This is a genomic window from Lentilactobacillus otakiensis DSM 19908 = JCM 15040 (genome assembly GCF_001434145.1).
Lineage (GTDB): Bacteria > Bacillota > Bacilli > Lactobacillales > Lactobacillaceae > Lentilactobacillus > Lentilactobacillus otakiensis.
This window is the reverse complement of record NZ_AZED01000008.1, coordinates 152,097-174,761: the sequence shown is the minus strand read 5'-3', so window position 1 is coordinate 174,761 and position 22,665 is coordinate 152,097. Positions and strand designations below refer to the sequence as shown.

Annotated in this window: 24 protein-coding genes and 1 other annotated feature; of the genes, 10 read left to right on the top strand and 14 right to left on the bottom strand. The window is 43.2% G+C overall.

Features of this window, described 5'->3' with window-relative positions:
- The 3 genes from FD05_RS03650 to FD05_RS03640 form a co-directional block, all read right to left on the bottom strand.
- Positions 1–786 (bottom strand): carbon-nitrogen family hydrolase, encoded by a 786-nt coding sequence (locus FD05_RS03650; protein ID WP_039933193.1) that lies wholly within the window; start codon positions 784–786, stop codon positions 1–3.
- 85 nt (positions 787–871) lie between these two features.
- Positions 872–1,183: a SemiSWEET family transporter gene (locus tag FD05_RS03645; protein WP_039933191.1), complete on the bottom strand. Its 312-nt coding sequence runs from the start codon at positions 1,181–1,183 to the stop codon at positions 872–874.
- 56 nt (positions 1,184–1,239) lie between these two features.
- Positions 1,240–1,578 (bottom strand): iron chaperone, encoded by a 339-nt coding sequence (locus FD05_RS03640; RefSeq protein WP_039933190.1) that lies wholly within the window; start codon positions 1,576–1,578, stop codon positions 1,240–1,242.
- Positions 1,579–1,679: 101 nt separating this feature from the next.
- Positions 1,680–1,947 (top strand) — a binding site (T-box leader).
- 150 nt (positions 1,948–2,097) lie between these two features.
- Between FD05_RS03640 and trpD the strand changes: the two genes are divergently transcribed.
- From trpD to FD05_RS03605, 7 genes are all read left to right on the top strand, one after another.
- The gene (gene trpD, locus FD05_RS03635) at positions 2,098–3,123 is read left to right on the top strand and encodes an anthranilate phosphoribosyltransferase (RefSeq protein WP_020281795.1); all 1,026 of its coding nucleotides are present in this window, start codon (positions 2,098–2,100) and stop codon (positions 3,121–3,123) included.
- On the top strand, positions 3,120–3,908 hold the full coding sequence (trpC, locus tag FD05_RS03630; protein ID WP_020281794.1) for an indole-3-glycerol phosphate synthase TrpC: 789 nt from the start codon (positions 3,120–3,122) through the stop codon (positions 3,906–3,908). Before trpD ends, trpC begins: the two co-directional genes overlap by 4 nt.
- Positions 3,909–3,925: 17 nt before the next feature.
- A complete protein-coding gene (locus FD05_RS03625) occupies positions 3,926–4,513 on the top strand; it encodes a phosphoribosylanthranilate isomerase (protein WP_020281793.1) in 588 nt (195 codons plus the stop codon).
- Positions 4,510–5,727: a tryptophan synthase subunit beta gene (gene trpB / locus FD05_RS03620; RefSeq protein ID WP_020281792.1), complete on the top strand. Its 1,218-nt coding sequence runs from the start codon at positions 4,510–4,512 to the stop codon at positions 5,725–5,727. The genes FD05_RS03625 and trpB overlap by 4 nt, the downstream gene beginning before the upstream one ends.
- Positions 5,720–6,517 carry a tryptophan synthase subunit alpha gene (gene trpA, locus FD05_RS03615; RefSeq protein ID WP_020281791.1) on the top strand — a complete coding sequence of 266 codons (798 nt, stop codon included), beginning with the start codon at positions 5,720–5,722 and terminating at the stop codon, positions 6,515–6,517. The genes trpB and trpA overlap by 8 nt, the downstream gene beginning before the upstream one ends.
- A gap of 402 nt (positions 6,518–6,919) precedes the next feature.
- Positions 6,920–7,504, top strand: coding sequence for an NADPH-dependent FMN reductase (locus FD05_RS03610; protein WP_039933189.1), 585 nt, complete (start codon positions 6,920–6,922; stop codon positions 7,502–7,504).
- Between the two features lie 12 nt (positions 7,505–7,516).
- Positions 7,517–8,368 (top strand): hypothetical protein, encoded by an 852-nt coding sequence (locus FD05_RS03605; RefSeq protein WP_020281789.1) that lies wholly within the window; start codon positions 7,517–7,519, stop codon positions 8,366–8,368.
- 63 nt (positions 8,369–8,431) lie between these two features.
- Here the strand turns inward: FD05_RS03605 and FD05_RS03600 are convergent, their stop codons facing one another.
- The 6 genes from FD05_RS03600 to FD05_RS03575 all read right to left on the bottom strand — a co-directional run bounded on the left by FD05_RS03600 (position 8,432) and on the right by FD05_RS03575 (position 14,875).
- On the bottom strand, positions 8,432–10,039 hold the full coding sequence (locus FD05_RS03600; RefSeq protein ID WP_039933187.1) for a putative polysaccharide biosynthesis protein: 1,608 nt from the start codon (positions 10,037–10,039) through the stop codon (positions 8,432–8,434).
- Positions 10,040–10,424: 385 nt separating this feature from the next.
- Positions 10,425–10,688, bottom strand: coding sequence for a hypothetical protein (locus tag FD05_RS03595; RefSeq protein WP_020281787.1), 264 nt, complete (start codon positions 10,686–10,688; stop codon positions 10,425–10,427).
- Positions 10,689–10,883: 195 nt separating this feature from the next.
- Positions 10,884–11,351, bottom strand: a complete 468-nt coding sequence (locus FD05_RS03590) for a hypothetical protein (RefSeq protein ID WP_020281786.1) — start codon at positions 11,349–11,351, stop codon at positions 10,884–10,886.
- A gap of 81 nt (positions 11,352–11,432) precedes the next feature.
- Complete coding sequence (locus tag FD05_RS03585) at positions 11,433–13,361, bottom strand: S53 family peptidase (RefSeq protein ID WP_020281785.1); 1,929 nt, start codon at positions 13,359–13,361, stop codon at positions 11,433–11,435.
- Between the two features lie 193 nt (positions 13,362–13,554).
- A complete protein-coding gene (locus FD05_RS03580; protein ID WP_020281784.1) occupies positions 13,555–13,974 on the bottom strand; it encodes a hypothetical protein in 420 nt (139 codons plus the stop codon).
- 76 nt (positions 13,975–14,050) lie between these two features.
- On the bottom strand, positions 14,051–14,875 hold the full coding sequence (locus tag FD05_RS03575; RefSeq protein WP_020281783.1) for a helix-turn-helix domain-containing protein: 825 nt from the start codon (positions 14,873–14,875) through the stop codon (positions 14,051–14,053).
- Between the two features lie 184 nt (positions 14,876–15,059).
- On the opposite strand from FD05_RS03575, the gene FD05_RS03570 reads away from it, so the two are divergent.
- Both FD05_RS03570 and FD05_RS03565 read left to right on the top strand, forming a co-directional pair.
- Positions 15,060–15,293, top strand: a complete 234-nt coding sequence (locus FD05_RS03570; RefSeq protein ID WP_020281782.1) for a type II toxin-antitoxin system prevent-host-death family antitoxin — start codon at positions 15,060–15,062, stop codon at positions 15,291–15,293.
- Positions 15,290–15,616 carry a type II toxin-antitoxin system RelE/ParE family toxin gene (locus tag FD05_RS03565; RefSeq protein ID WP_039933185.1) on the top strand — a complete coding sequence of 109 codons (327 nt, stop codon included), beginning with the start codon at positions 15,290–15,292 and terminating at the stop codon, positions 15,614–15,616. The genes FD05_RS03570 and FD05_RS03565 overlap by 4 nt, the downstream gene beginning before the upstream one ends.
- Before the next feature lie 128 nt (positions 15,617–15,744).
- On the opposite strand, the gene FD05_RS03560 is transcribed toward FD05_RS03565, so the two are convergent.
- Entirely contained in the window at positions 15,745–16,197 is a 453-nt protein-coding gene (locus FD05_RS03560) for an HIT family protein (RefSeq protein ID WP_039933184.1), read from the bottom strand.
- 298 nt (positions 16,198–16,495) lie between these two features.
- Between FD05_RS03560 and FD05_RS03555 the strand changes: the two genes are divergently transcribed.
- A complete protein-coding gene (locus tag FD05_RS03555; protein WP_039933221.1) occupies positions 16,496–17,512 on the top strand; it encodes a zinc-binding alcohol dehydrogenase family protein in 1,017 nt (338 codons plus the stop codon).
- Positions 17,513–17,517: 5 nt separating this feature from the next.
- Here the strand turns inward: FD05_RS03555 and FD05_RS11890 are convergent, their stop codons facing one another.
- The 4 genes from FD05_RS11890 to FD05_RS03540 all read right to left on the bottom strand — a co-directional run bounded on the left by FD05_RS11890 (position 17,518) and on the right by FD05_RS03540 (position 22,663).
- Positions 17,518–17,646, bottom strand: coding sequence for a hypothetical protein (locus FD05_RS11890; protein ID WP_020281779.1), 129 nt, complete (start codon positions 17,644–17,646; stop codon positions 17,518–17,520).
- Positions 17,647–18,570: a glutathione S-transferase C-terminal domain-containing protein gene (locus tag FD05_RS03550; protein WP_020281778.1), complete on the bottom strand. Its 924-nt coding sequence runs from the start codon at positions 18,568–18,570 to the stop codon at positions 17,647–17,649.
- Positions 18,571–18,678: 108 nt separating this feature from the next.
- Positions 18,679–20,568: a S53 family peptidase gene (locus FD05_RS03545; protein ID WP_020281777.1), complete on the bottom strand. Its 1,890-nt coding sequence runs from the start codon at positions 20,566–20,568 to the stop codon at positions 18,679–18,681.
- A gap of 295 nt (positions 20,569–20,863) precedes the next feature.
- Positions 20,864–22,663 (bottom strand): oligopeptide ABC transporter substrate-binding protein, encoded by a 1,800-nt coding sequence (locus FD05_RS03540; RefSeq protein ID WP_020281776.1) that lies wholly within the window; start codon positions 22,661–22,663, stop codon positions 20,864–20,866.
- Between the last annotated feature and the right edge of the window lie 2 nt (positions 22,664–22,665).

Here is a 22,665-nt window from a genome sequence, read left to right as displayed (position 1 = left end):
CTATCGATACAATTCCGGTCGTCGATCATCAAACACCGGCATAAACCCACGCGCATCATCAGTTTCTTTGGTGTCAATCGTAAAAGTTTTTAACCGCGGTTGATCATCCAGTGTCAGGAGCTCATCACCCATTGGATTATAAATTCCCGAATGACCACCAAATGGGTTATCCGGATCACTGCCTACTCGATTAACGGCAACCACAAAGCTCTGATTTTCGATCGCTCGGGCTGCTAACAAACGGCGCCATTGTGGAATTCTTGAGGTTGGCCATTCAGCAGGCACAAACAAGATTCGACTATCGTCTAAGCTCAATGTCCGCAGCCATTCCGGGAAACGAATATCGTAACAGATCACACTTGCGGCATTAATCCCGTTAATTTGAAAATGATCTTCTTCTACCCCGGCGGCCAAATAGTCATCCTCATGCATCAAGCCGAAGAGGTGAACTTTATCGTAAGTTGTCAGCAGAGTGCCATCCGGGCCAAAAATATACGTTGTATTGTAAAAAGCCCCATGTTTCGCTGTGGAAACCGAGCCGCCATGCACGGTAATCTGATATTTCTTCGCCAATTCAGATAATAATTGCTGCGTCCGTTGGCCATCCTTGTCCGCAACTTTATCCAGCCGAGTTAAATCGTATCCGGTATTCCACATTTCAGGAAAGACAATAATATCTGCCTGTTGTTCGGCTGCATTTTGAACGTTTGGTTCAATTTGAGCAAAGTTTTTATCTGGATCGCCAAATACAATATCGAGCTGAGCCAGTGCTATTTTAATTTTCATCTCATCGTCTCCTGAGTGATTTTCCAAAATTATACATCAAAAAAGTGCGTTAACCAATCTAATGGCAACGCACTCCCATCATATTTTACATAATAGCTGTGACTGCAGCGATCAACCCAAAGATAACTCCAGGCACATCTGCCACAATCAAAATCCAATCCCGTTTTGGCTTCACCCAGCCATAAGCAACCCACAATGCCGCGTTGATTGACGCACAGAAGGGCTGAATAAATGACGTCGGTTGGCCGTTCAAATTCTGCAGGATTTCTCCTATGTATGAGATATACATAATCATATTCGCGACAGTCGCGATATCCCCGATTACTTTCTCCTCACTAAACATCCGTTTGTTCTCATGTAGTTGACTACCACCAGGGTGACTCAACTGATTTTGCACACTAACATCTCCCAATCTCTCTTATGTACCGTGATACCATATTCCACGGGAGAATACTAGGCATTCTGGAGATTGTATTGAACAATTTTTTTAATGAGTTGAACTGGAAGCGGTTGATCAACTGGTAATTGAATGGCACCGATGCTGGTCTTATAGTCTGTCAGCTGATCTTTGAAAGCGACAATTGCTTTTGGCCCTGGATAAATACCAATATGATTTTTAAAATTCGCAAAATGAATAATGTTTTTATGAAAATGAAAGGTCGGCATACCATATGAAATCTTTTCCTCATAATTTTCCGGCATTTCTTCACTCATAATTTGGTAAAGCTGGTTAAGCTTGGATTGCCTTGCCACGGGCTGATTTTCGATGTATTCTCTGACTAGTTTTTCCACGAAAATGACCACCTTTTTGGATTTTTTTAAATTATTTAATTAAAATCTGTTGACATTTCTATTATAAGGCTCTAATATACAAAGCAACAATTAATTCGTCCATAAAACCGATGAAGTGGAGATCAAGATCATTGTGCACGCAAAGAGAGCTGCCGTTGCTGAGAGTGCAGCCGAACGCAGATGATTAAATGGACCACTGAGGGTTCTTCCGAAAGTTCGCAAGTACGGAGAAACGTGATGGCATACGTCAGTTGCCGGAGGGATGTTAGTCCCTTGCTAAGAGTGATTAATTGGGGAACTTAATAGATGATTTTTATCTACCCTGATTAATTGAACTAAGGTGGCACCGCGGAATAATCCGTCCTTAACAATCAACTTTGTTATGGACGGATTATTTTTTTATCTAATTTACGGAGGTCACACTTATGAAAAAAGAAACTAAACGATGGCAAATCATAGACTGAACTTTAAATCATTGATTCGAACTTACTATAAAGAAAATATTTGGAGGAAACCACTATGATAAAACAAGCCATTGAAAAAGTTGTTAACCACGAAGATCTTACGTTTGATGAAAGCCAATCCGTTCTCGATGAAATTATGAACGGTGAAACATCCGAAATTGAAACTGCCAGCCTCTTAACCGCTTTAACTGCTAAGAACCCAACCATTGATGAAATTGCCGGGGCTGCCTCATCCATGAGAAATCACGCATTGAAGTTCCCTGAAGCCGGCAACGTATTGGAAATCGTTGGAACTGGTGGCGACAAAGCCAACACCTTCAACATTTCCACCACCAGTGCAATCGTAGTTGCCGCTACTGGTACTAAAGTTGCTAAGCATGGTAACCGGGCTGCCTCATCCAAGAGCGGTGCTGCCGACGTTTTCGAAGCACTTGGCTTAGACATCAATGAAGATCCAGCCACCAGCTTCCAAAGTTTGCAAGACAACAACCTTTGCTTCTTATTCGCTCAGGAATATCACAAGTCAATGAAGTATGTTGCTACTGTCCGTAAGCAATTAGGAATTCGTACCATCTTCAACATTCTTGGACCCCTGGCCAACCCAGCGCATCCAAGCAGCCAATTATTAGGCGTTTATGATGAAGACTTACTCGAACCACTCGCTAACGTTTTGAAGAAGTTGGGCGTTAAAAATGCCATGGTAATTCACGGCCGCGATGGTCTTGATGAAATGACGGTCGCTGACGAAACGGCAGTCGTTGAATTACGCGATGGCCAACTTACCAGTTACGTTCTCACCCCTGAACAATTTGGTTTGAAACGGGCAGCTCGACAAGATCTCGTCGGCGGTACTCCTGAAGAAAATGGTCAAATCACTCGTGACATCCTAGCCGGAAAGAAAGGCCCTAAGCGAGATATCGTCTTACTGAACGCTGGTTCCGCATTACATCTGGCTCACCCAGAATTGACAATCCAACAAGGAATTGATTTAGCAGCCAAAGCCATCGATGAAGGCAAAGCCCAAGCAGAACTTGACCGCCTGATTGCCTTCTCCGACAAACGCAAGGACGTGGTTGCATGATTCTTGATGACTTAGTAGCCGCAACCCAACGCCGTTTAAAAAAGCACGAAGCTCAAAAATCACTCACTGAATTAAAAAATGAAGTTGCCCATATGCCGGCCGGTCTGAAGCCTGATTTTCTCGCCGTTTTGAATGAACCTGGTCTGCATGTCATTTCCGAGGTGAAGAAAGCTTCCCCATCTAAAGGAACGATCGTGACTGATTTCCCGTACCTCCAAATCGCCATAAGTTACGACGAAGCGGGAGCCGATGCCATTTCCGTTCTAACCGAACCGGATTACTTTAACGGCCATCTTAACTACCTGAAAGAAATTAGCCAAGCGGTCTCCGCACCCACACTTCGCAAGGATTTCACGATTGACCCTTACATGATTTACGAAGCCAAAGCTAACGGCGCCTCAATCATTCTTCTGATTGTTGCCATCGTCGATGACCAGCAATTAAGATCCTACCGAGAATTGGCGGAGAGCCTGGGCATGCAGGCAATCGTTGAAGCTTACACAGCCGATGAGGTAACCCGAGCATTGAACTCTGGTGCTAAGATCATCGGCATCAATAATCGAAATCTCAAGGACTTCAAAGTTGATTTTCAAAACAGTTTAAAACTGCGGGCGATGGTTCCTGAAGGCATCCCCGTGATCGCTGAAAGTGGTATCAAGACCCAAGCAGATGTTGAAGTCCTGGCCGATGCCGGCTTCAATGGCATCCTGATGGGTGAAACGCTGATGCGATCTGATGACAAAGAAGCACTCATCAAGGAATTCAAGCAAGCAGCAGTCAAATAATCACAGGAGGTGTGACCATGGTTAAAGTAAAAATTTGCGGCCTCATGAGACCCGAAGATATCCAAGCTGTTAATGAAGCAGGTGCTGACTTCGCCGGGTTTGTCTTCGCTCCCAGCCGACACTTTGTCTCATTAGAAACGGCACTTAAATTACAAATCAATTTAAATCCTGATATCAAAAAAATTGGCGTCTTCGTGAACGAGTCAATTGCGGAAATCCTGGCCATTTACCGCGCTGGTGCAATCGACATCGCCCAGCTCCACGGTAAAAGCACCCCTGATGAAATTGCTACATTACAGGCGGTGGGTCTCAAAGTCATCCAAGTTTTTGAACGAAAAGCCATCGATCCCCAATCCTCCGCCGACTATTTAATGGTCGACAGCGGCAAAGGTTCCGGTCAAGTGCTGAATTGGCAATCAATTCCCCACATTGATCGAACAATGATTCTGGCAGGCGGCTTGAATCCTGACAATATCAGTCAAGCAGTCCAAATGGTCAACCCAGACATTGTCGATGTATCATCCGGAGTCGAAACTGATGGTAAAAAAGATCCAACAAAAATGATGAATTTTATAAAAAATGCGAAAGAGGAATATGTCCTATGAAAAATTTAACTGAATCAAAAACAACTAAACGGCCAGGAATTTTCGCCGATACATACGGTGGCCAATACATCCCTGAAACCTTAATGACTGAACTGGAGAAAGTCGACAAAGCCTTCCATACCTTGAAAGATGATCCCGACTTCCAAGCCGAATTACACGATTTATTAATCAACTATGCCAACCGGCCATCGCTTCTCTACTACGCCAAAAACATGACCGAAGACCTTGGTGGTGCCAAGATCTACCTTAAGCGAGAAGATTTGAACCATACCGGTGCCCATAAGATTAACAACGTTATCGGTCAGGCGTTACTCGCTAAACATTTAGGTAAGAAACGTCTAATCGCCGAAACCGGTGCCGGCCAACATGGTGTCGCAACTGCCACCATCGCCGCATTGTTCGGCATGGACTGTGAAATTTTCATGGGTAAAGAGGATACCGACCGGCAAAAATTGAACGTTTACCGGATGGAGTTATTGGGTGCGAAAGTGCATCCCGTTACCACCGGCTCAATGGTTCTCAAGGATGCTATCAACGCCACTCTGCAGGAATGGGCAAGTCGTTCCGAAGACACCTTTTACGTGATGGGTTCAGCCGTTGGACCATATCCATTCCCTGAGATGGTCAAATATTTCCAAAGTGTCATTAGTAAAGAATCCAAGCAACAACTCAAAGCCAAAGAAAATACGCTGCCAGATATGGTCGTTGCCTGTGTTGGTGGCGGTAGTAACGCCATCGGCAGTTTCGCAGATTATATCGACGACCCTAGTGTTAAATTGGTTGGTGTTGAAGCCGCTGGCAAAGGTGTCAACAGTGACAAAACTGCCGCTACGATTGAACGAGGCACGGTTGGAATTTTCCACGGCATGAAATCATTGTTCTTACAAAATGAAGACGGCCAAATCAACCCGGTTTATTCAATTTCAGCAGGATTGGATTACCCCGGTGTCGGTCCTGAACACGCTGCTCTCGCCAAAGAAGGCCGTGCCCAATATGTTGGCATCACTGACGATGAAGCGGTTCAGGCATTTGAATACATTGCTCGCCAAGAAGGCATCGTTGCCGCAATCGAAAGTTGTCATGCGGTCGCTTACGTTGAAAAAATTGCCCCAACCATGTCCAAAGACCAGATTATTGTCTGCACCCTGTCTGGACGTGGTGACAAGGATGTTGCCAGCATTGCCAAATACAAAGGAGTCGATATCGATGAGTAATTTATCAGAAATTTTCAAAAATCATAAAGCATTTATTCCGTTTGTCGTTGCTGACGATCCCGACTTTGATACAACAGTCGCCAACATCATCGCATTAGCCGAAGGTGGCGCAGACATCGTTGAAATTGGCATTCCCTTCTCAGATCCAATCGCGGATGGCGGTGTCATCCAAGCGGCGGACCTGCGTGCATTTGATGCCGGCGTCCGGACTAAAACTGTCTTTGAGATCGTTGAAGCCGCCCGCAAACAAACCAATGTCCCGATTGTCTTCCTGACTTATTTGAACATTGTCTTCAAATATGGATACGACGCCTTTTGTCAAAAATGCCAGGAACTCGGCGTTTCCGGTCTGGTCATTCCTGATATGCCATATGAAAGTCGCGAGGACATCGTGCCAACCGCCGATAAATATGACATCGACATCATTCCATTGATCGCCCCAACTTCCGGCCACCGGGTTGAAAAGATTGCCAAGGCGGCTTCTGGATTCATCTACGTGGTTTCCTCGTTGGGGATCACCGGTGAGCGGAACGAATTCTTCAATGGTTTGAAGGATTTGGTTGCCGAAATTAAGTCATACACCGACGTGCCGACTGCGATTGGCTTTGGGGTCCATACCCCTAAGCAGGCCAAAGCAATGGCTGGTATTGCTGACGGCGTGATTATCGGCAGCGCCATTGTGGATATCGTCGCCAAACAAAAGCAAAACGCCCCACAAGCGATTGAGAAGTATACGCAATCAATTCGGGCAGCTGTTGATGAAGCCCAAACTGAAGAAGCCCATGTATAAAAAAATTCCCAGTGCTATGAATGCACGGGGAATTTTTTATGAATTATTTTCTAAATTTATATAGTATTTCCAAAACAAATCCGGTGTAATTATACTTTGTAGATCTGATAAAATTTGGCCAAAAAAATAACCGCCCATAACTTTAGCGAGTTCGCGGTTATTCATTAACTAAGAATGTGCTACCGTCTTAAACGGTTTCCACAAGGGGAAGTCCTGTTACAATGGGGCTTCCTTTTATGTTTTTATTATACCACGAGTACAATATGGTCGGCAAAAGGAATCCATTAAAAGGCCCCTTCAGAAAAATGTACCCATAATTTATCATTTTAGAAGCAGCCTCAATGCACTTACTGCATGATATACTAAAATGAATGAAGAATTCTATAACTGGAGGACACAATATTGGTAAAAATTGCTGTCATTTTAGGATCCGTCCGCAGTAAACTCGGAGAATCTATTTTCAAATATTTAAAATCTACATTCCCAAGCTCCGACCAAATCACATACGATTGGATGCGATTGGAGGACTTTCCACTGGATTTCTATCACCATGATGAAACACCGCTGTCCAATCCCATCACTGATTTAAAATCCGGTGAGCAAAAGTGGTTGGATCACCTGAAAGACAATGATGGCTTTGTTATTCTGACACCTGAATACGATCACGCAATCCCAGGTGTTTTGAAAAATGCCCTCGATTATGTCGGGCCCGAAGTTGACCACAAACCCATCCAAATCGTGACGTATTCTTATTACAGTGACGGTGGTATGCTCGCGGCTGAATCATTTGTCGAAATCTTACAGATGCTCAAAATGATCGTTCTGCCAACACCCGTGTTGCTCTGGAACGCAAATGATAACTTCACCAAAGATGGCCAGCTAATCACAGACGCAGCCAACAGTGACCATTTTGAACAACGTCTCCAAGAAGCCTTCCATGAGATCGGCTTCTACACCAAACTGCTCCACGACAATCCTTTCAAATAATCGAGGCACTTCATGCGACCAATTTTACCTAATAAAACTGAATTCATCCCACATGCGCCCCAAAATGAACATGAAATCTTCATGGCGATGCGGACGTACCCTGACAACGTCAAAGTGTACCATCCCCATGGCCAAATCGACGCCACTTCGGTGTTCTGGCACAATAAACTCCATCCCAATGCATTGAATTTTGCCGTGTATGTGGACCCCAAAGCCACCGAACAGCCGATTTTATTTAAACGGGTCTTGGGTGATATCCAAAAATTAGCCTGGAAATTTTCTGACGATCGGATGATTACCAGAGATTATGCACCTCAACATCCTTTCAACAACTGGCTGACAAGGCGGCAGTTTCAGTTGGTAAAGTCAACATTTACGGCAAATCTTGAGATGAGGGGTCTCTCGTTAAGTCAAGGTTCAACCAGTCAGGCTGTGAAGACATTTGCCGAGATTTCTTCAGACGCTGCTTTGTATCAACACGTCTTACAGAAAAGCATGGCCGAATACAGTGGCAAACCAACCTTCAATCCCGCCATCGGCGTCCCCATAGATGATTGGCAGGCCTTGATCTCCCATAACCAAATAGTAGATGCCCCATTTGCGGTCATGGATCAAAATGATACTCTTACCGCGTTCAGCTTTCTTTATCAACTTGATCAGGGCACCGCCACTCTTGGCATCATGTCTGCCAACTATGCTGACTCGCTGAATGTGCTGCTGAACCAGCAATTGAAATGGCTACAAGACCACTACCGCACCTTGACCGGCGAATTTGCGACGAATAGTAAACTCGACATGAAGATTTTTGAAAGTCTGCCATTCAAAGACGTCAATAAATACGAAACTTATATGCGTTTATCATAAAAAGGATTCAACCAACGCCAACTGGCACATAGTTGAATCCTTTTTTCACTTTTTTAAATGTATCTACTGGAAATGCTTATATCTAAAATACTTGTACCCAAGCTTATGATTAAACATTGTGTCGGACAGACCAGTGCGGTTGGCCATGAAAATATAAATTTCCAGGGTCATCAAACCAAATACGACACAGTACAAGAATGCTGGAATCAATCGACTTGGCAGGATGAATTGGTGAATGCCCCAAGTTAACGCCATGACGATTGCGAAGAACAATAGGTTCACCAAAACGCTCACCTTGAGTTTACTAAATGGCACATGGAATTCGTACATAATTTCGCCGTAACTCAGCAAACAAATGAAGCCAAAGCCGATGGCGGTGGAAATAATCGCCCCAAATCCCTGCAGTAAAATGACCAGCGGAATCTGGAACAATAGTTTGGCAACCAGCCCAACGACCAGATAGTACATTGCTTTTTTACTGTAATGCAGGGCTTGAAGCAAGGTCAACCCATTGATGGCGAGACCCAACATCAAACTTTGGAGAATGTTGGCAGCCAAATACTTGCCACCCAGCACGCTAAACGAGAAGAAGATCCCGTTGGTTTCATACGATAGCCCACATAGAATCGTCACAATCGGCAACAGTACAAACATTAGCATGTTCACATTTTGAAAGATTAAATCACCAACGTCCGCCTTTTTAGAAGCCTGACTATTCGCCAACAGTGGCAAGGTCGTTTCGGCAACCGCCAGAGCCAGCGAAACTACCACCGTGGTGATCTTAGTCGGATTGGCCGAAAACAACGTGTAAATGTATTGGGTATATTCAGCTGAAAAATGCTGGACACCCTGCATGACCTGTTTGAAAAACAACTGGTCAATCAACTGGCTCAAGGTGATCCCGGATCCCACAATGACGAATGGAATAGACTCATAGGCAATCATCGTAAAAATTTTCTTAATGCTGGTTAAATCAAAAGGCTTACTTTTCTTTGCCAGTTCGGCATAGTTGGCGGTTTGTTTCCGATAATAGAGTGCAAGGTAAATATAGCTGGCTACGGCACCGACAAACGCCGCCATCACACTAAGGTAAACGGCTTCGATATAACTGCGGTGAAGAACATTAATCACAACATAGGTCGAGGCCAGGATAAAGACAATCCGAATGAACTGTTCCCAAAGTTGGGATACCCCATACGGCTTTAAATCCTGGTTGCCTTGAAACCACCCTCTAATACTGCTCATAGACGGTAGAATGACAATTGCTGGTACCAATACTCGAATGGAAGTAATCGCGCTCTGAGTGGAAACCACAGGGCTATTTTTAGCAATCAGCGGTGCAATGAACCACAGAATTGCCCCACAGAGAATTCCAGACAGCAGCATGACAAATGAGCCAACTTTTGCCAGTTGACGTGAGTTCAAAAATTTATTTTGACCATTATAAATCGCCACCCGCCGGGCTATCGCTGACGGAAAGCCAGCAGTTCCCAAGGCAATGAATAAGCCATAAGGGTTATAAGACGCATTAAACAGCGCCATGGCGACGCTCTTGTGCTCCGGTGAACCGATCATATACAGCCAGGGAATCAAATAAATGATGCCGAGTACCCGTGAAAAGATACTACCAAACGATAGCCAGAAGGAACCTGACATGATTTTCTTATTCATGGAGAGACGCACACTTTCTATAATTTCTAGTAAACATTATTATAGTATGTTTGATGAAGGTTTGCTATCACATTAAAAAAGACCAGAGTGCGAAGAGAGGCGCTTTGATCCCAGAGTTTAATGGAATAAACCAATTATTCCCGGTCCTGGAATGGTTGGTTTATTTCATTAAACGGCCGGGATCAGCCGATTTGAGCACGTTTTTTCTATGTAATAATGGAACCACCAAAAGAGGCTGAGGCAAAAGTTCCCACTTTTGTCTCAGCCTAGTCTTGGTGTTTTTGTAGGAAGAATCTGTTTGGAGTTATATCCTTTCTAGATGCTGTTTATCTAGTCATGACGTGTCCCTTGTGCCAGATGCCAACACCGAGAGCGAAATACTACTCTAATCCTCCGACACATTAGCATCCTTTTGAATCTCTGGTGATAGATCATACATCTTGGCTGCTTCCGTTAACATTGCGTGATACGAGTAAGAACCGTCCTTATAAGGTTCGATGACCACCTCGTCCGCGATCTTAGAAAATGGTTTCTTACCATCCTTCACTTGAGCTGAATCCAGTTCTGCAACAATCTTCTTCTCAACATCGGAATAACTGCCTTCGATCTGTTCGGTCTCCAAACTGCCTTGAATAGAAATTTTACTCATATAAATTCCTCACAATCTATCAGTTTTATTTGGTGTAATCATACCGCCTAAATGAAAGCGATATCTCTAACTACATCATACCAATTTATTGACCTCTATTTCATCAAAAATCGAAAGTAATGTCAAATTTAATTTTTATAACGAAAAATAAAAAACATCATCCCGAATTTCGTGTCGGAATGATGTTCTCAATCATTATTTATGATAGAAATAACTGGTCTGCGCTTTGTTAGTATCACTAGACTTGTAATACATCTTCAAAGCGGTCTTGCCATTATGCTTCACATGTTTCAAGTAAACCGGCTGGTTCTCTGAAAGTAAGGTTAATTTCCAGTAGCCATGCTTGTTAGCCTTGTTGGCAACTGTGAAGAGATAACTTTTATTCTTAGTTGAACTGTACTTTTTGACGTTCGCATAATAAGTTCGGGCATCTTGTTGCTCAGACTTCTTCGATGAGCCCTGAAGGAATGAATATTTGGTTAGGCGGTATTTAACCGGCACATTGCCAAATAGGTCATCGTGATATTTGCCAAACCAAGTTCCCTGGAGCGTCTTTGGAACGGCGTGGCTGGTAGCCTTTGCTTGTGCTGGCTGAGCTTCGGTAGCAACGATCGCAACACCAAGTGTAACAGCCAAGAATGATAATGTTTTGGTAAATTTCATACAACTATCCTTTCATTTGCAAAAACGCAATTGGGAGTAGTTTACCAGAAATCTATTGGTGATGCAAAATTGCGAACCGATCTATTGATAGACTTGTGCTAATTTGGCAAAATTAATCGTTCCTAAACCGCTGGCCTGATTGTAGACCGTACCTGGTTGGCCGGTGTAATACAGGTTCGAATTATCAGTTGTGTCGTTCATTGGATGGAATGGTGAATTAGACTGCTGAGCCAATTTGTAAATCTGCCCATTCCAAAAGCCCATTCGTTGACGCCCAGGTTGACTGTTAATGACAGCAGCCATCGCAGCCATTTGTGGTGAGGCAATACTGGTACCGCCTGAGGCTACCCATTTAAGTGTGTCCACTGGATAATAAATCTTGTATCCAGTCATCTCATCAGCATCGGCCGCAACATCAGGGTAATTCCGACCAGTGCTGGTACCGTGCAATAAATCAGAGTCCATCATTGGCTGGTTGAGATTTGATAGGTAATTCCGCGCATTAAATGTATTCACACCCGGAACGCCTTCTTGATACTGCGGTGTGGCGACCAGCTTGTTGAAGCCACCACCACCAGCAGCACCAGTCATGCTTAACAGATCTGGGAGTTGTGCCAACAGGCCGGAATTCTTAAAGGCAGGCCAGAGATAATCGACACCCCAGCTCCGTTCTTTAGCGACTGAGACTTTTCCAAATGGTAATGACCCCGGATTATGTGAGGTTCCAAAATTCTTCGAGAATGGCAACGTGGTGCCACCTACTGAAGTGACCCAAGGGTTGGATTCCATCGGTGGAACAGCATTGGCGGAACGATCTCTCAATGCATGCGTTCCAGAAACGCCTGTGGTTTGGTAAGGTACGGAACCATAGTCGCCAGAAGCACTAAAATCAGAGATTCCCTGCAAAGCACCTTGTGCAAGAATCGTATCCAAAACTTCCAGATAATCGGGTGAAAGGACCTGTCGATTCTTTAACATTGTTAAGAGTGAGCTAGACCCAAGTCCCCAACTGCTGGAAATTGAACTAACTCGATTTTCATTAAATGCGGTGGAATAGGCGTTGACCATATTCATCACCGTTGGAATTGCGTTATGGCTCCAATACAAACGGATATTGGCTTGCGGTGCCACTGACCCGGCGTATTCAACATCCATCGTCGCTTCGGCATCATTTTTGCTGACCATGTTGGAAGCCATCATTGTGCTTGGCACATTTTTAACCGTATAACGGCTCATATCTGTGCTGGCGTGCTCATGCTTCCAGAAATTGTAGGCATTACTCTTCTTAATCGCACCAAAACCAATGATCCCAACCGTTTGGCCTTTACCAGTCATGCCTTGATCGTAGAGTGGCTGGACATTGTAATGATCAACGAATTGCTTGGTATAACCAGAGAATGCGTATGTGTTATCCACTGATTTTGAAATGGCACTGCTGGCATTTGGGAAGACAAATTTTGGATTATGCGTCCCCATGCCTAATAATGTCCACACGCTGTTGGCAAGATCACTTGGAATTGCCGGCGCATGCTTACCAAATTGAAGCGGATTACTATGATAAGTTGCCTTGTTCATGTCAACTTTAAACGTCTTATCAATGTACTTGACCTTACCAGTAACTGTGATCAAAAGACCGTTATCGTACACAAATGATTTCAAATGATGCTTGGCCAGATATGATTTCCAACTGTTCGTAACGGACGTGGACTGACCATATTTATCACGAATTGCACTCGGTGTCAGGAATTTCTTGAAATTCGGATTTCCAGGTGTATTCACATCCAATGCATCCTGCAACATGGCCTGCTGGCAGCGTGGCTTGAGGACAATATCAAAGGATGTCTCGGTATTGGCCTTGACTTTTGTCGGCTTAAATAAGTTTGGCGAAGTTTCAGCACTATATGTATCGCCAATTGGATTGTCATCTTTTGCCTGAGCCGCTTGGTAGCTGACACCCACGCTCAAGAATCCAACCCCAACTAAGATTGATCGTTTAACCCATCGATTCATAACATCTGCTCCCCTCTGAGCGAATTGTATTTTGGATTACAAAATAATCATAGCACTACTAGAGCAGGGAGTGGGTATATGAGCTTGTTCGCTTACTTCCTAGGGGAGTTCTAACAGAAACTCGTAAAATTTTTACTAGCATATATAAAAGCCAATCCACAATCTGGTTGGCTTATACGATGGATAAATATTCTTATTTCACTGTCTGCGATTCAATTATTCTTCCTAGATTACTTAAGTTTTCTGAAAAAGCATGCTTAGCAATCGGTGCAAGTAATTTAATCGGAATTTTCGTGTGCTCCGTATCAACAAAAAGGGTTTCCATAACCTGAGTCAAACTATCTCCACTTTCAATCTGGAATTCAAGATCATATTCTAACCGACCTTTAGTACTACGATAAATAATCTTGTCACCTTTATTCTCCACCTGAATAGTTTCAAAATGATTCAGGGCACCTTTTGCACGATGAACTGTGAATAATGACTGATCAGAATCAATGGAACTAATTTCCGGAACCCATTTGAGAAGTTCACCCGGATTTGCGATTACTTTTCTCACATTCTGCACATTCGCATGAACATCAATAAAATTGATAAAAATTTGGTTTTTCATAAGATAACGCCTCCATATATTTGATGGCTTTACCTTACCAATTTAGACAAGCTATGCACAATAAGAATACTAATATTTAAAATCGGTCAAATGGTTTTTCATGAAACAATTCCGCAAACGTGCGCTCTCTAGTCTCAGCTTCATTACGGAGATTCTCTTCTTCTTTAAGGTCGGCAACTCTAGCAAGTATATGATATAGATTTGCCAGCATGTAATGTGAATTGTGCTCCGTGGCAAAATCTATTCCTTTAAGCACGATATCGATCACGTCATCCCATCTTTGTAATTCAAAGAATAAGAAACCAGACAGATAAAAAATAATGTTGAGATCTTCTTCGTAATTAATATTATGAATGCCCTCAAGAGATTCGTTGACTAATTTATCTGTGGCGTCTCTGTGACCGAGTTTGGCTTCAACCACTGCTAAGGATACATGTCCAAGTCGTGTTAAGACTGAGTTCCCGGTTTCCCTCGCATTTGTTAAAGACATTTTGAAATCATCTTCAGCATCAGTAATAGAATCGTTTATTTGGAAATTGGCCACTCCATGATAGTAATAGTAAGCCTGCAGTTGTTCATCAGTTTCAATATGGTCTAACACTTCCTGCCGTTCTAGAAAAGCAAGCAACCTTTGGTAATCATGAGCATTGCATAGGCTAGCTAAACGTTGATTCAAATTATCTGAAGTGCCGATGGCAAAGTTTTGTGCAAGGCTAATCTTATTTAGACTAATTTTTAGTCGATTACATAATGCAATCAATAACTTTGCATTAGGTGTGTAAGTTCCTTTTTCGATTCCGGAAAGCATTGGTTGTGAACAAATACCTGTTGCCAACTGTTTTTGAGTTAGATGCTGCCGCTTACGTTCATCCTTAATGACTGAGCCGAGATCTGTCTGCATTCATCCTGCCTCTTTTCTTGAAGGGAAACTTTTTGCCAATGAGTATACCATAACGGCCTGCCTTAACTACACATTTTACAAAAACAACCAACAAAAACAGTAATCCGAGTTATTCGCTTGCTGCAAATTAGTCGTAAGATATTGTATAATATATGTAGCAAGTTCGACAAGGAGGAGAAAGTTGATGATTAATATTAAACCAGTATCAGATTTAAGAAACTATAATAAGCTCTTAAGCGATGTTAAGGCAAATAATCCACTGTTTCTAACAAAAAATGGTCGAGGAAAATATGCGATCATTGATATAGAAGAATATGATAAGCTTAAAGCAGGCCTGGAATTATTGAATCGATTGCAAAAAGCACAAAAGGGACCATTTCACAAGTTTGATGATGTGGCTAGGAACTTGGATAAGTGAGTTACGAAGTAGTCATTTCGGATGATGCATCTGTACAGCTAGAGGTAATTAATAATTATTTGCGAGATAACTTTGGGCCGAACGTCAGAAAAAGGGTGATGGATGATTTATTGAAGACCATCAGTTCACTAGGTGTATTCCCAAACAAAGGGCAATCCGCCAAAAATATTTTGGAGTATCTTGATGGATTTAGCTATCTTCATACCAAAAGAAATACAATCTTTTACCAAGTGAATGATTCCCTGCACGAAGTTCAAGTGTTAAACGTCTTGGATAATAGGGAGGATTTAGTCACGAAACTTAGTATTTTTGACATCAAATAGTTTACGTCGTTCAAAAGAGTGGCATTCAAGTAGTCAAGTTATTCAACATAAGTCTAAACAAAGATACCCTACAACAATTTGCCGGATGCAAACTGTTATAGGGTATCTTTGTCTAGTTTGAAATATTCCTAAAGGAATTCATTTAGTGCCTTAGTAATCTTTTTCCGAATTACGTCATCACGATTAGGATTATACTGAAATCTCTTATCTGACCAATATGTAGAGGGATACAGCCAGACAGGCTTTGATAAATATTCAGTATTCTCTGTTGCGTATCTCGGAAAAACATGTGCATGCAAAAAATTATCTGTGTTTCCAAGAATGTCATAGTTAATGCGAGTTGCATTAGTACCTTTCAAAACTGCTTCACCCAAAAAACTCATACTTTGTAAAAAAATTGTTTGGTCCTGCATACTCAGATTATTCAAAGAATTTACATCTTTTTTTGGTAGCAGAACAGAATATCCTGGTAGAAACTGAACATCACCGTATACTGCAAACCCACCAGGAAGTTCGGCCATAACCATTGGATTATTTCCACTGATTGCCGAACCAATACGATCATCTTGCCATTTTTTCATCAAGTCTCCGATCAATTACTTAAAGTATCGTGCAAAAGTTTTTAACAAATATTGCATCTTGTGGAATGATTTACAGAGTACCATCATCTGATTAATGTTCTCTGAAGTCATGGATATGAAAATGAATAGTCCAAGTGTACTTGTTACTTGTATCAATAATAGCTATTTGACACATAACTTTCAAGCACTAGGTTAGGACTGCTTTGTCATCTAGTAACAAAAAATTCACTACTTGTATTCTTCCCCACCCAGCCTAAACTAGAGTCAAATCCCGAGAGGAGTAACACTTATGACAAAAATGAAAGCAATCGGTTTTACAGAGCACCTACCCATTTCTGATCGAAACAGTTTCCAAGAATTCACCGAGGATGTGCCATCCCCGGAAGGCCACGATCTGCTGGTCAAAATCATCTCGACTTCGGTGAACCCCGTCGACATTGGTGTGCGCAGCGGTCACGGCAAACTCGAACAGCCCAAGGTGATTGGCTGGGATACTTATGGCACAGTCACTCAAGTTGGCAAACATGTTTCCTTATTCAACGTCGGCGACAAGGTATTTTACGCCGGTTCCTTCATCCGTCCCGGTTCTGACAGCCAGTATCAACTCGTTGACGAGCGGATAGTTGGTCACGCACCAACCACTTTGAAGGCAGCCGATATTGGTGGCATGGCACTGACAAGTCTGACTGCTTGGGAGGCATTGTTCGAGCGCCTGGAAATTGACCCAGCTGACAAGGAACAAAACGCTAATAAAACTATTTTGATTATCAACGGCTCTGGTGGTGTGGGCTCCATTGCAACCCAATTAGCACACATGGCGGGTTTTAAAGTCATCGCAACTGCATCTCGACCTGAAACCATCAAATGGGTTAAACAAAACGGTGCCGATTACACCGCAAACCACCGCAAGAACCTGGTTACCGAAGTTCGTGCACTTGGTTTCCATTACCTGGACTACATTCTGAATCTAAATGACATTGATGGCCACTGGAATGAGATTGCGGAGCTGATTCGACCCCAAGGAAAGGTTGCCGCAATCACCGAAAACCATCGCAAAATTGATTTGCAACGGCTCACCAAAAAATCTGCCTCATTTAACTGGGAGTGGATGTACACCAAATCTTATTATCACACTGACGACATGATTACCCAACATGAGATTTTAGACAAAGTTGCCGAACTCTTGGATAAACACGTGATTCACCCAACCGTGACCAAAACGTTTAAGCCAATCAATGTTGCCAACTTAAAGAAAGCAACCGAGCTGGTTGAAACGAATCATATGATTGGGAAGGTGACGATTAGTAACGAGTAATCTATTCAAAGTTCTTTGCCAACCCGCTTTTCTTCCACAAACTCAAGGTTCTCAAGATCTTTCCGAAAATCATATTTCTGAGCACTCTGAGTCTCCCAAATGTTCACTTTCTTTTCATCATTATTTTCCATCATTTATTCCTCCCATCTATCCAAATCAGGTCCCACCGGAATCACACGATCAAACGACGTCACCGGATTATCACTGGTTTGGAAGAAGAACTGCTTAATTACGTTGAAGTCCGTATTCTGCCTAAACGCCGGAATCTGGTAACACTCTCTCGCATAACGCCACAAATTTGGATACTCATCCAAACGTTTCTTGTTCAACTTGTTCTTGAAGTAAAACACCAAGTCAAAGCGAATCAAACTGACCACCAGCCAAAAGTCGGGCAGTGTTATGTGATCACCCATCAAGAATCTTTGATCAGCCAACCGGGCATCCAACTTGTCCAATCGATCAAAATACTGGTTAAATAACATCTCATATTCAGCTTGTGAATCGACCTCGCTGATTTTGCCCGGAACTGAAGTAATATCCGTGATAATTTGAGTGTTCATCTGATCAATGTCAATCTTCAAACTATCCGGATACACATCGGGTACATCAGTGGCAAAATATTTTTTCCAGTTACCAGCCAGTTCCGTCATGATATCAAGGGAAGAATCATTGACGACACCGCCCGTTTTCAAATCAATTAATGCCGGAACCGTTGGCCGTGCCGAAAAATTCGGAACGGTCTTTTTGTAGTTCTCTGATAATCTCGTGGTGTGCAGAAGCGAATCCTCATCATCGTCGTTCTTACCAAAGAACCAATCATCAGCGATTCCGGCGTGGCGCAATGGATAAATCGAAAATTTTGAAATGACCTGATTCAAACCCGTGTAATCAATCATGATGGCCCCTGGGGTTGCCCATGGACAGAACTTGGCCCAAACATAATGATACCGGTTCGGTTCAATAGACAGTTCACCGGTTGAAAATTTCTGGGACAATGCAATTTCCTTCTTTTGAGATGGTAATGCGCATGCATCCCCACTATTCACTTTGTTGCTCATCAACCTCACTCCAATCCTAACTGTTTGTTTTTACTTTACACGGCTTTGAAGCGATTGTCAGCCTACAAAAAAGGAACTACTCACCAGAGTAACTCCTCATTTTAATTGTTATTTGTAATTATCATACAACTTCTCAAAGTTCACCGTACCCAGTCCGGTTGCCTGGTTATAAAGCTTACCAGGTTGGCCCACGTAATACAGGTTCGAGTTGTTGCTATCACTATCAAGCACTGTAAATGGTGTCTTGTCTGGATCTTGTGCCAATGCGTAAAGTTGTGGATTCCAGAAACCCATTCGAGTTCCCTTGCCACTGTTGAAGACAGCAGTCACACCATTAAATTGCGGTGCAACGGCACTGGTACCACCAACTGTCTTCCAACCAGTTGCCTTGGTGTAAATCTGGTAACCGGTGAAGGAATCAGCATTTGCCGATACATCGGGATAATTCCGGCCGTATTGCGTCCCACTAACCAGAACCGGGTTAGGACTTGGCTGCATCAAGTTAGAGAGATACTGACGGGCATTAAAGGTATTGACCCCGGAAACGCCTTGCTGGTACGCGGGGGTATCGTAGAGCTTACTGATACCACCGCCGCCAGCGCTAAACAACATCTGGATTGCCGGTAAGCTGGATTGGAAAGCCTTTCGATGCTTAGCATATGCTTTGTACAAGTAGTCGGCACCCCAAGCTCGTTCTTTATCGACGGAAATCTTCACGCCACCGCCAAGATCTTTGGTAAATGGCAACGTGGTTCCACCAGTCGAAGTGACCCACGGGTTATCAGCTGGGAAATCGGCATAGGTGCTGTAATTTGGAATGTTGATTGGGCCGAATGTCCCGCCAACACCCATTCCGTAAGCACCTGAATCACCTGACGCCACGAAAGTTGAGATCCCTTGAAGGGCCCCTTGCGCCATTAACAAGCTCATAGCCTGACCATAAACTGGTGTCAGCAATTTCTTTTGATTCAAATAGTGAGTCACATACTCATTCATGCCCCAACTCATTGAAAGCGAGCTGGCTTTGTTCTCATCAAATGCGGTTGCGTAGGCATTCGTCATCCCTACATCGCTCCAGTTGGCCTGGTAGACACGAACATTTGCCTGGGGTGCAATCGCACCGGATTGCTCAACGTCCAAAGTCGTTTCCAACTGACCAGTGGAACCAGTGGAGCTAGAAGCTGGTGAAGCAATCTTCTTCACGCTTAATCGGTTTGGCTTAACGTCGATGCCTTCGCCCTTCCAGAAGGTTTCAGCATCGCTCTTCTTAAAGCCGGCAAAGGTAATAATTCCCACAGTTTGACCTTGGCCTTGGTAGCCCTTGTCATATAGTGGCTTCAGATTGTAGTGATTAACAAATTTGCTTGGCGCATCCTTGGTGCTCATTTTGCCAGTTGGCGTCTTGCTCTTAGCCTTGCTGGAAACCAAACCGCTACCGGCTTGGTTAAAGGTGGTAATACCCAGAACCGTCAACACTTTATCGGCCAAATTAGTCGGCATTACTGGCTTTTTTGATGAAAACTGAACTGGATTGGAGTGATAGGTCGCCGTCTGCAGGTTCGTTGCGAAAGCCTTGTTAATATCCTTCGCTTTCCCGCTGACCTTGATGATCAAGCCATTGGAAAAGGTACTCGACTTCAAATGATACTTACTCAAAAATGGTTTGAATTGACCAGTAACACTTGCCGGCTGGCCAAATTGGTCCCGGAAGTGCTGCGGTGTGTAGAAATTCTTGAAATTCGGATTACCCGGTGTATTCACCGCATAAATCTGATTGGTAATCTGATCCTCATTTTGTGGCTTCAAAACAATGTCCAACTGAACCTGCTTATTCGGAGACATTTTCTTCTTAGCCGTTAACTGCTTGAGAATCTTTTGAATTCCGTAAGGATCCTTCCCGGCAGATTTCTTGGCGGATGCTGCTTGAGTAACTGGTGTTGCTGACACAAATAATGCTAAGCTGGCGATTCCTACCAGCCAACGATTAACTGTCTTCATTCTTCCCAACTTCTTTCTGTGTGATCAATATGATGTTGGTCGAAGCAAACCCGTTCTGAATAATCCCCCAATTACCAGCCTGGAATATTATGTAAAGGGCGCAATTTGCGAGGCGCCCAAAGAACATCTCCGACTATCTAACTATTGCGAGTGTATACTTTTCAGCCGAATATGTCAAGAATGTTACAGGTTGGATCTGATCGGTTATTTATACAAAGAAACATCCCAAAAGCCAATTGAGGTTTGCGGGATGTTTCTTTAAATCTATCAAGATTGGATTAGATTCAATTCAAACTTATTTAGGATTTGCAGCAGTAAGGGACAAGTTACTCCAGAATTCGTTGTTAGTTGGGGCAACACTGTAACCCTTAACACGCTTGTTAACTGGGCTCCAAGCCATACTGAAGTCTTCAGCAACATAAGCAGCTTGGCTGTTCATGTATCGCTGCCACTTCTTGTATTGTTGAGCACGGTATTTGGCGTTCCATGCCTTGTTGTTGTTCAAACTCTTCATCAACGCTGTGTTCTTCTTAGTTGCGAAGTGACCCATGTTGAATGGTGCATCAACACCATAGATTTGAGTTGGGGTTGGTTCGGTTGAAAGTGACCATGCGGCCAAGAAAACATCAATAGAAGTTTGTTTTGGCTTCTGCAAAGTTGCATAGAAACTGTTCATTTCCATTGGCTTGCCGCCAGTCATCTTAACGTTCAAACCAAGCTTGTGCCATTGTTGCAGGTAGAACTGATACTCAGCTTCGGTAGCAGCTGAACTTTGCATTCCACCGAAGTGAATAACCAGCTTCTTACCATTTGGATCAGTCCGCCATTTACCATCCTTCTTGTATCCAGCTTTATCAAGAAGTGACTTGGCTTTCTTCATGTTGTACTTGAAGCCAGGGTTCTTGGCATCATAAACATCTTTAAATGCAGGTGGAATCAAAGTATTGGCTTGCCATGAAACACCGTTACCAAATTTCTTCTCAACGGCATTGACATTAGCAGCATACATCATGGCCCGACGAAGACTCTTGTTAGCCATCTTGGAATTCTTGTCCATGACATTCAAACCAGTCTTAGTGTCCATGTGACCAACGTTAAAGCCAAAGTAGCCATATCCCATTGAAGGAGTGCCGGCAATTCCGTAATCGCTCAACTTCTTGAACTTAGGATATTGGCTGGATGGCATAACTGAGTTGGCACCACCGGCAGCGAAGTCATATTTCTTTGACTTAAATGCTGCCAATGCGTTGTTGGTTGAAACAACTTGAATGGTAATGTGCTTAACTTTTGGTGCCTTGCCATAGTAATACTTGTTTGGAGACCAACTAGTTGATTCACCTTGAACAACTTTATCAAGCTTGTAAGGGCCGACAAAGATTGGGTTCTTACGAACTTTGCTTGATGAAGCCAACTTGGCAATTGGAATACCCTTGTAGTATTCGTATGGTTCAACAGTTGTCCAAACAAATGAGTTCCCAGCATACTTCATTGAAGGAGACATGTGGCTGTAATGAATAACTGCTGTCCGACCATTTTGACCATCTGGGAAGGTAATTCCAGAAATCGTCTTGGCTTTCCCAGCGTGATAAGCAGCCATCCCTTTAATTTCAGCATAATCTGCGGAATATTGTTGTGAAGTGGTGTTCTTGTTACCGATAATTTCATATGGATATTCAACATCTTTGGCAGTTACCTTGGCACCGTTTGACCATTTAGCATCCTTACGTAAAGTAATGGTGATGGTCTTAGCACTACGGCTAATCTTCTGGTTTGCAAGGCCACCATCAATGATCTTGTAGTCCTTGCCGACATTGAACAGGTTACCTTCGCCACCAGGTGCAAAGACATCCTGATCTTCAGCGTTGGATGCTAACGTAGGTGCGGTGATACCTGCAAATGGTGCATCATTTACTTCGGCAACTTTCAAAGTGCTGTTATTTCCTGCTGTGGTGGCCTTTCCAGGACCACTATATGTAGCTGACATTGATACATGCTTACCAGCGCCTGATTCGCTGCTCTTATTATTAGAGCAGGCAGCGAGAGTCATCACTGACAGCATCGCAATTCCGGCTGTGAGCCATTTCTTTTTGCTCATAA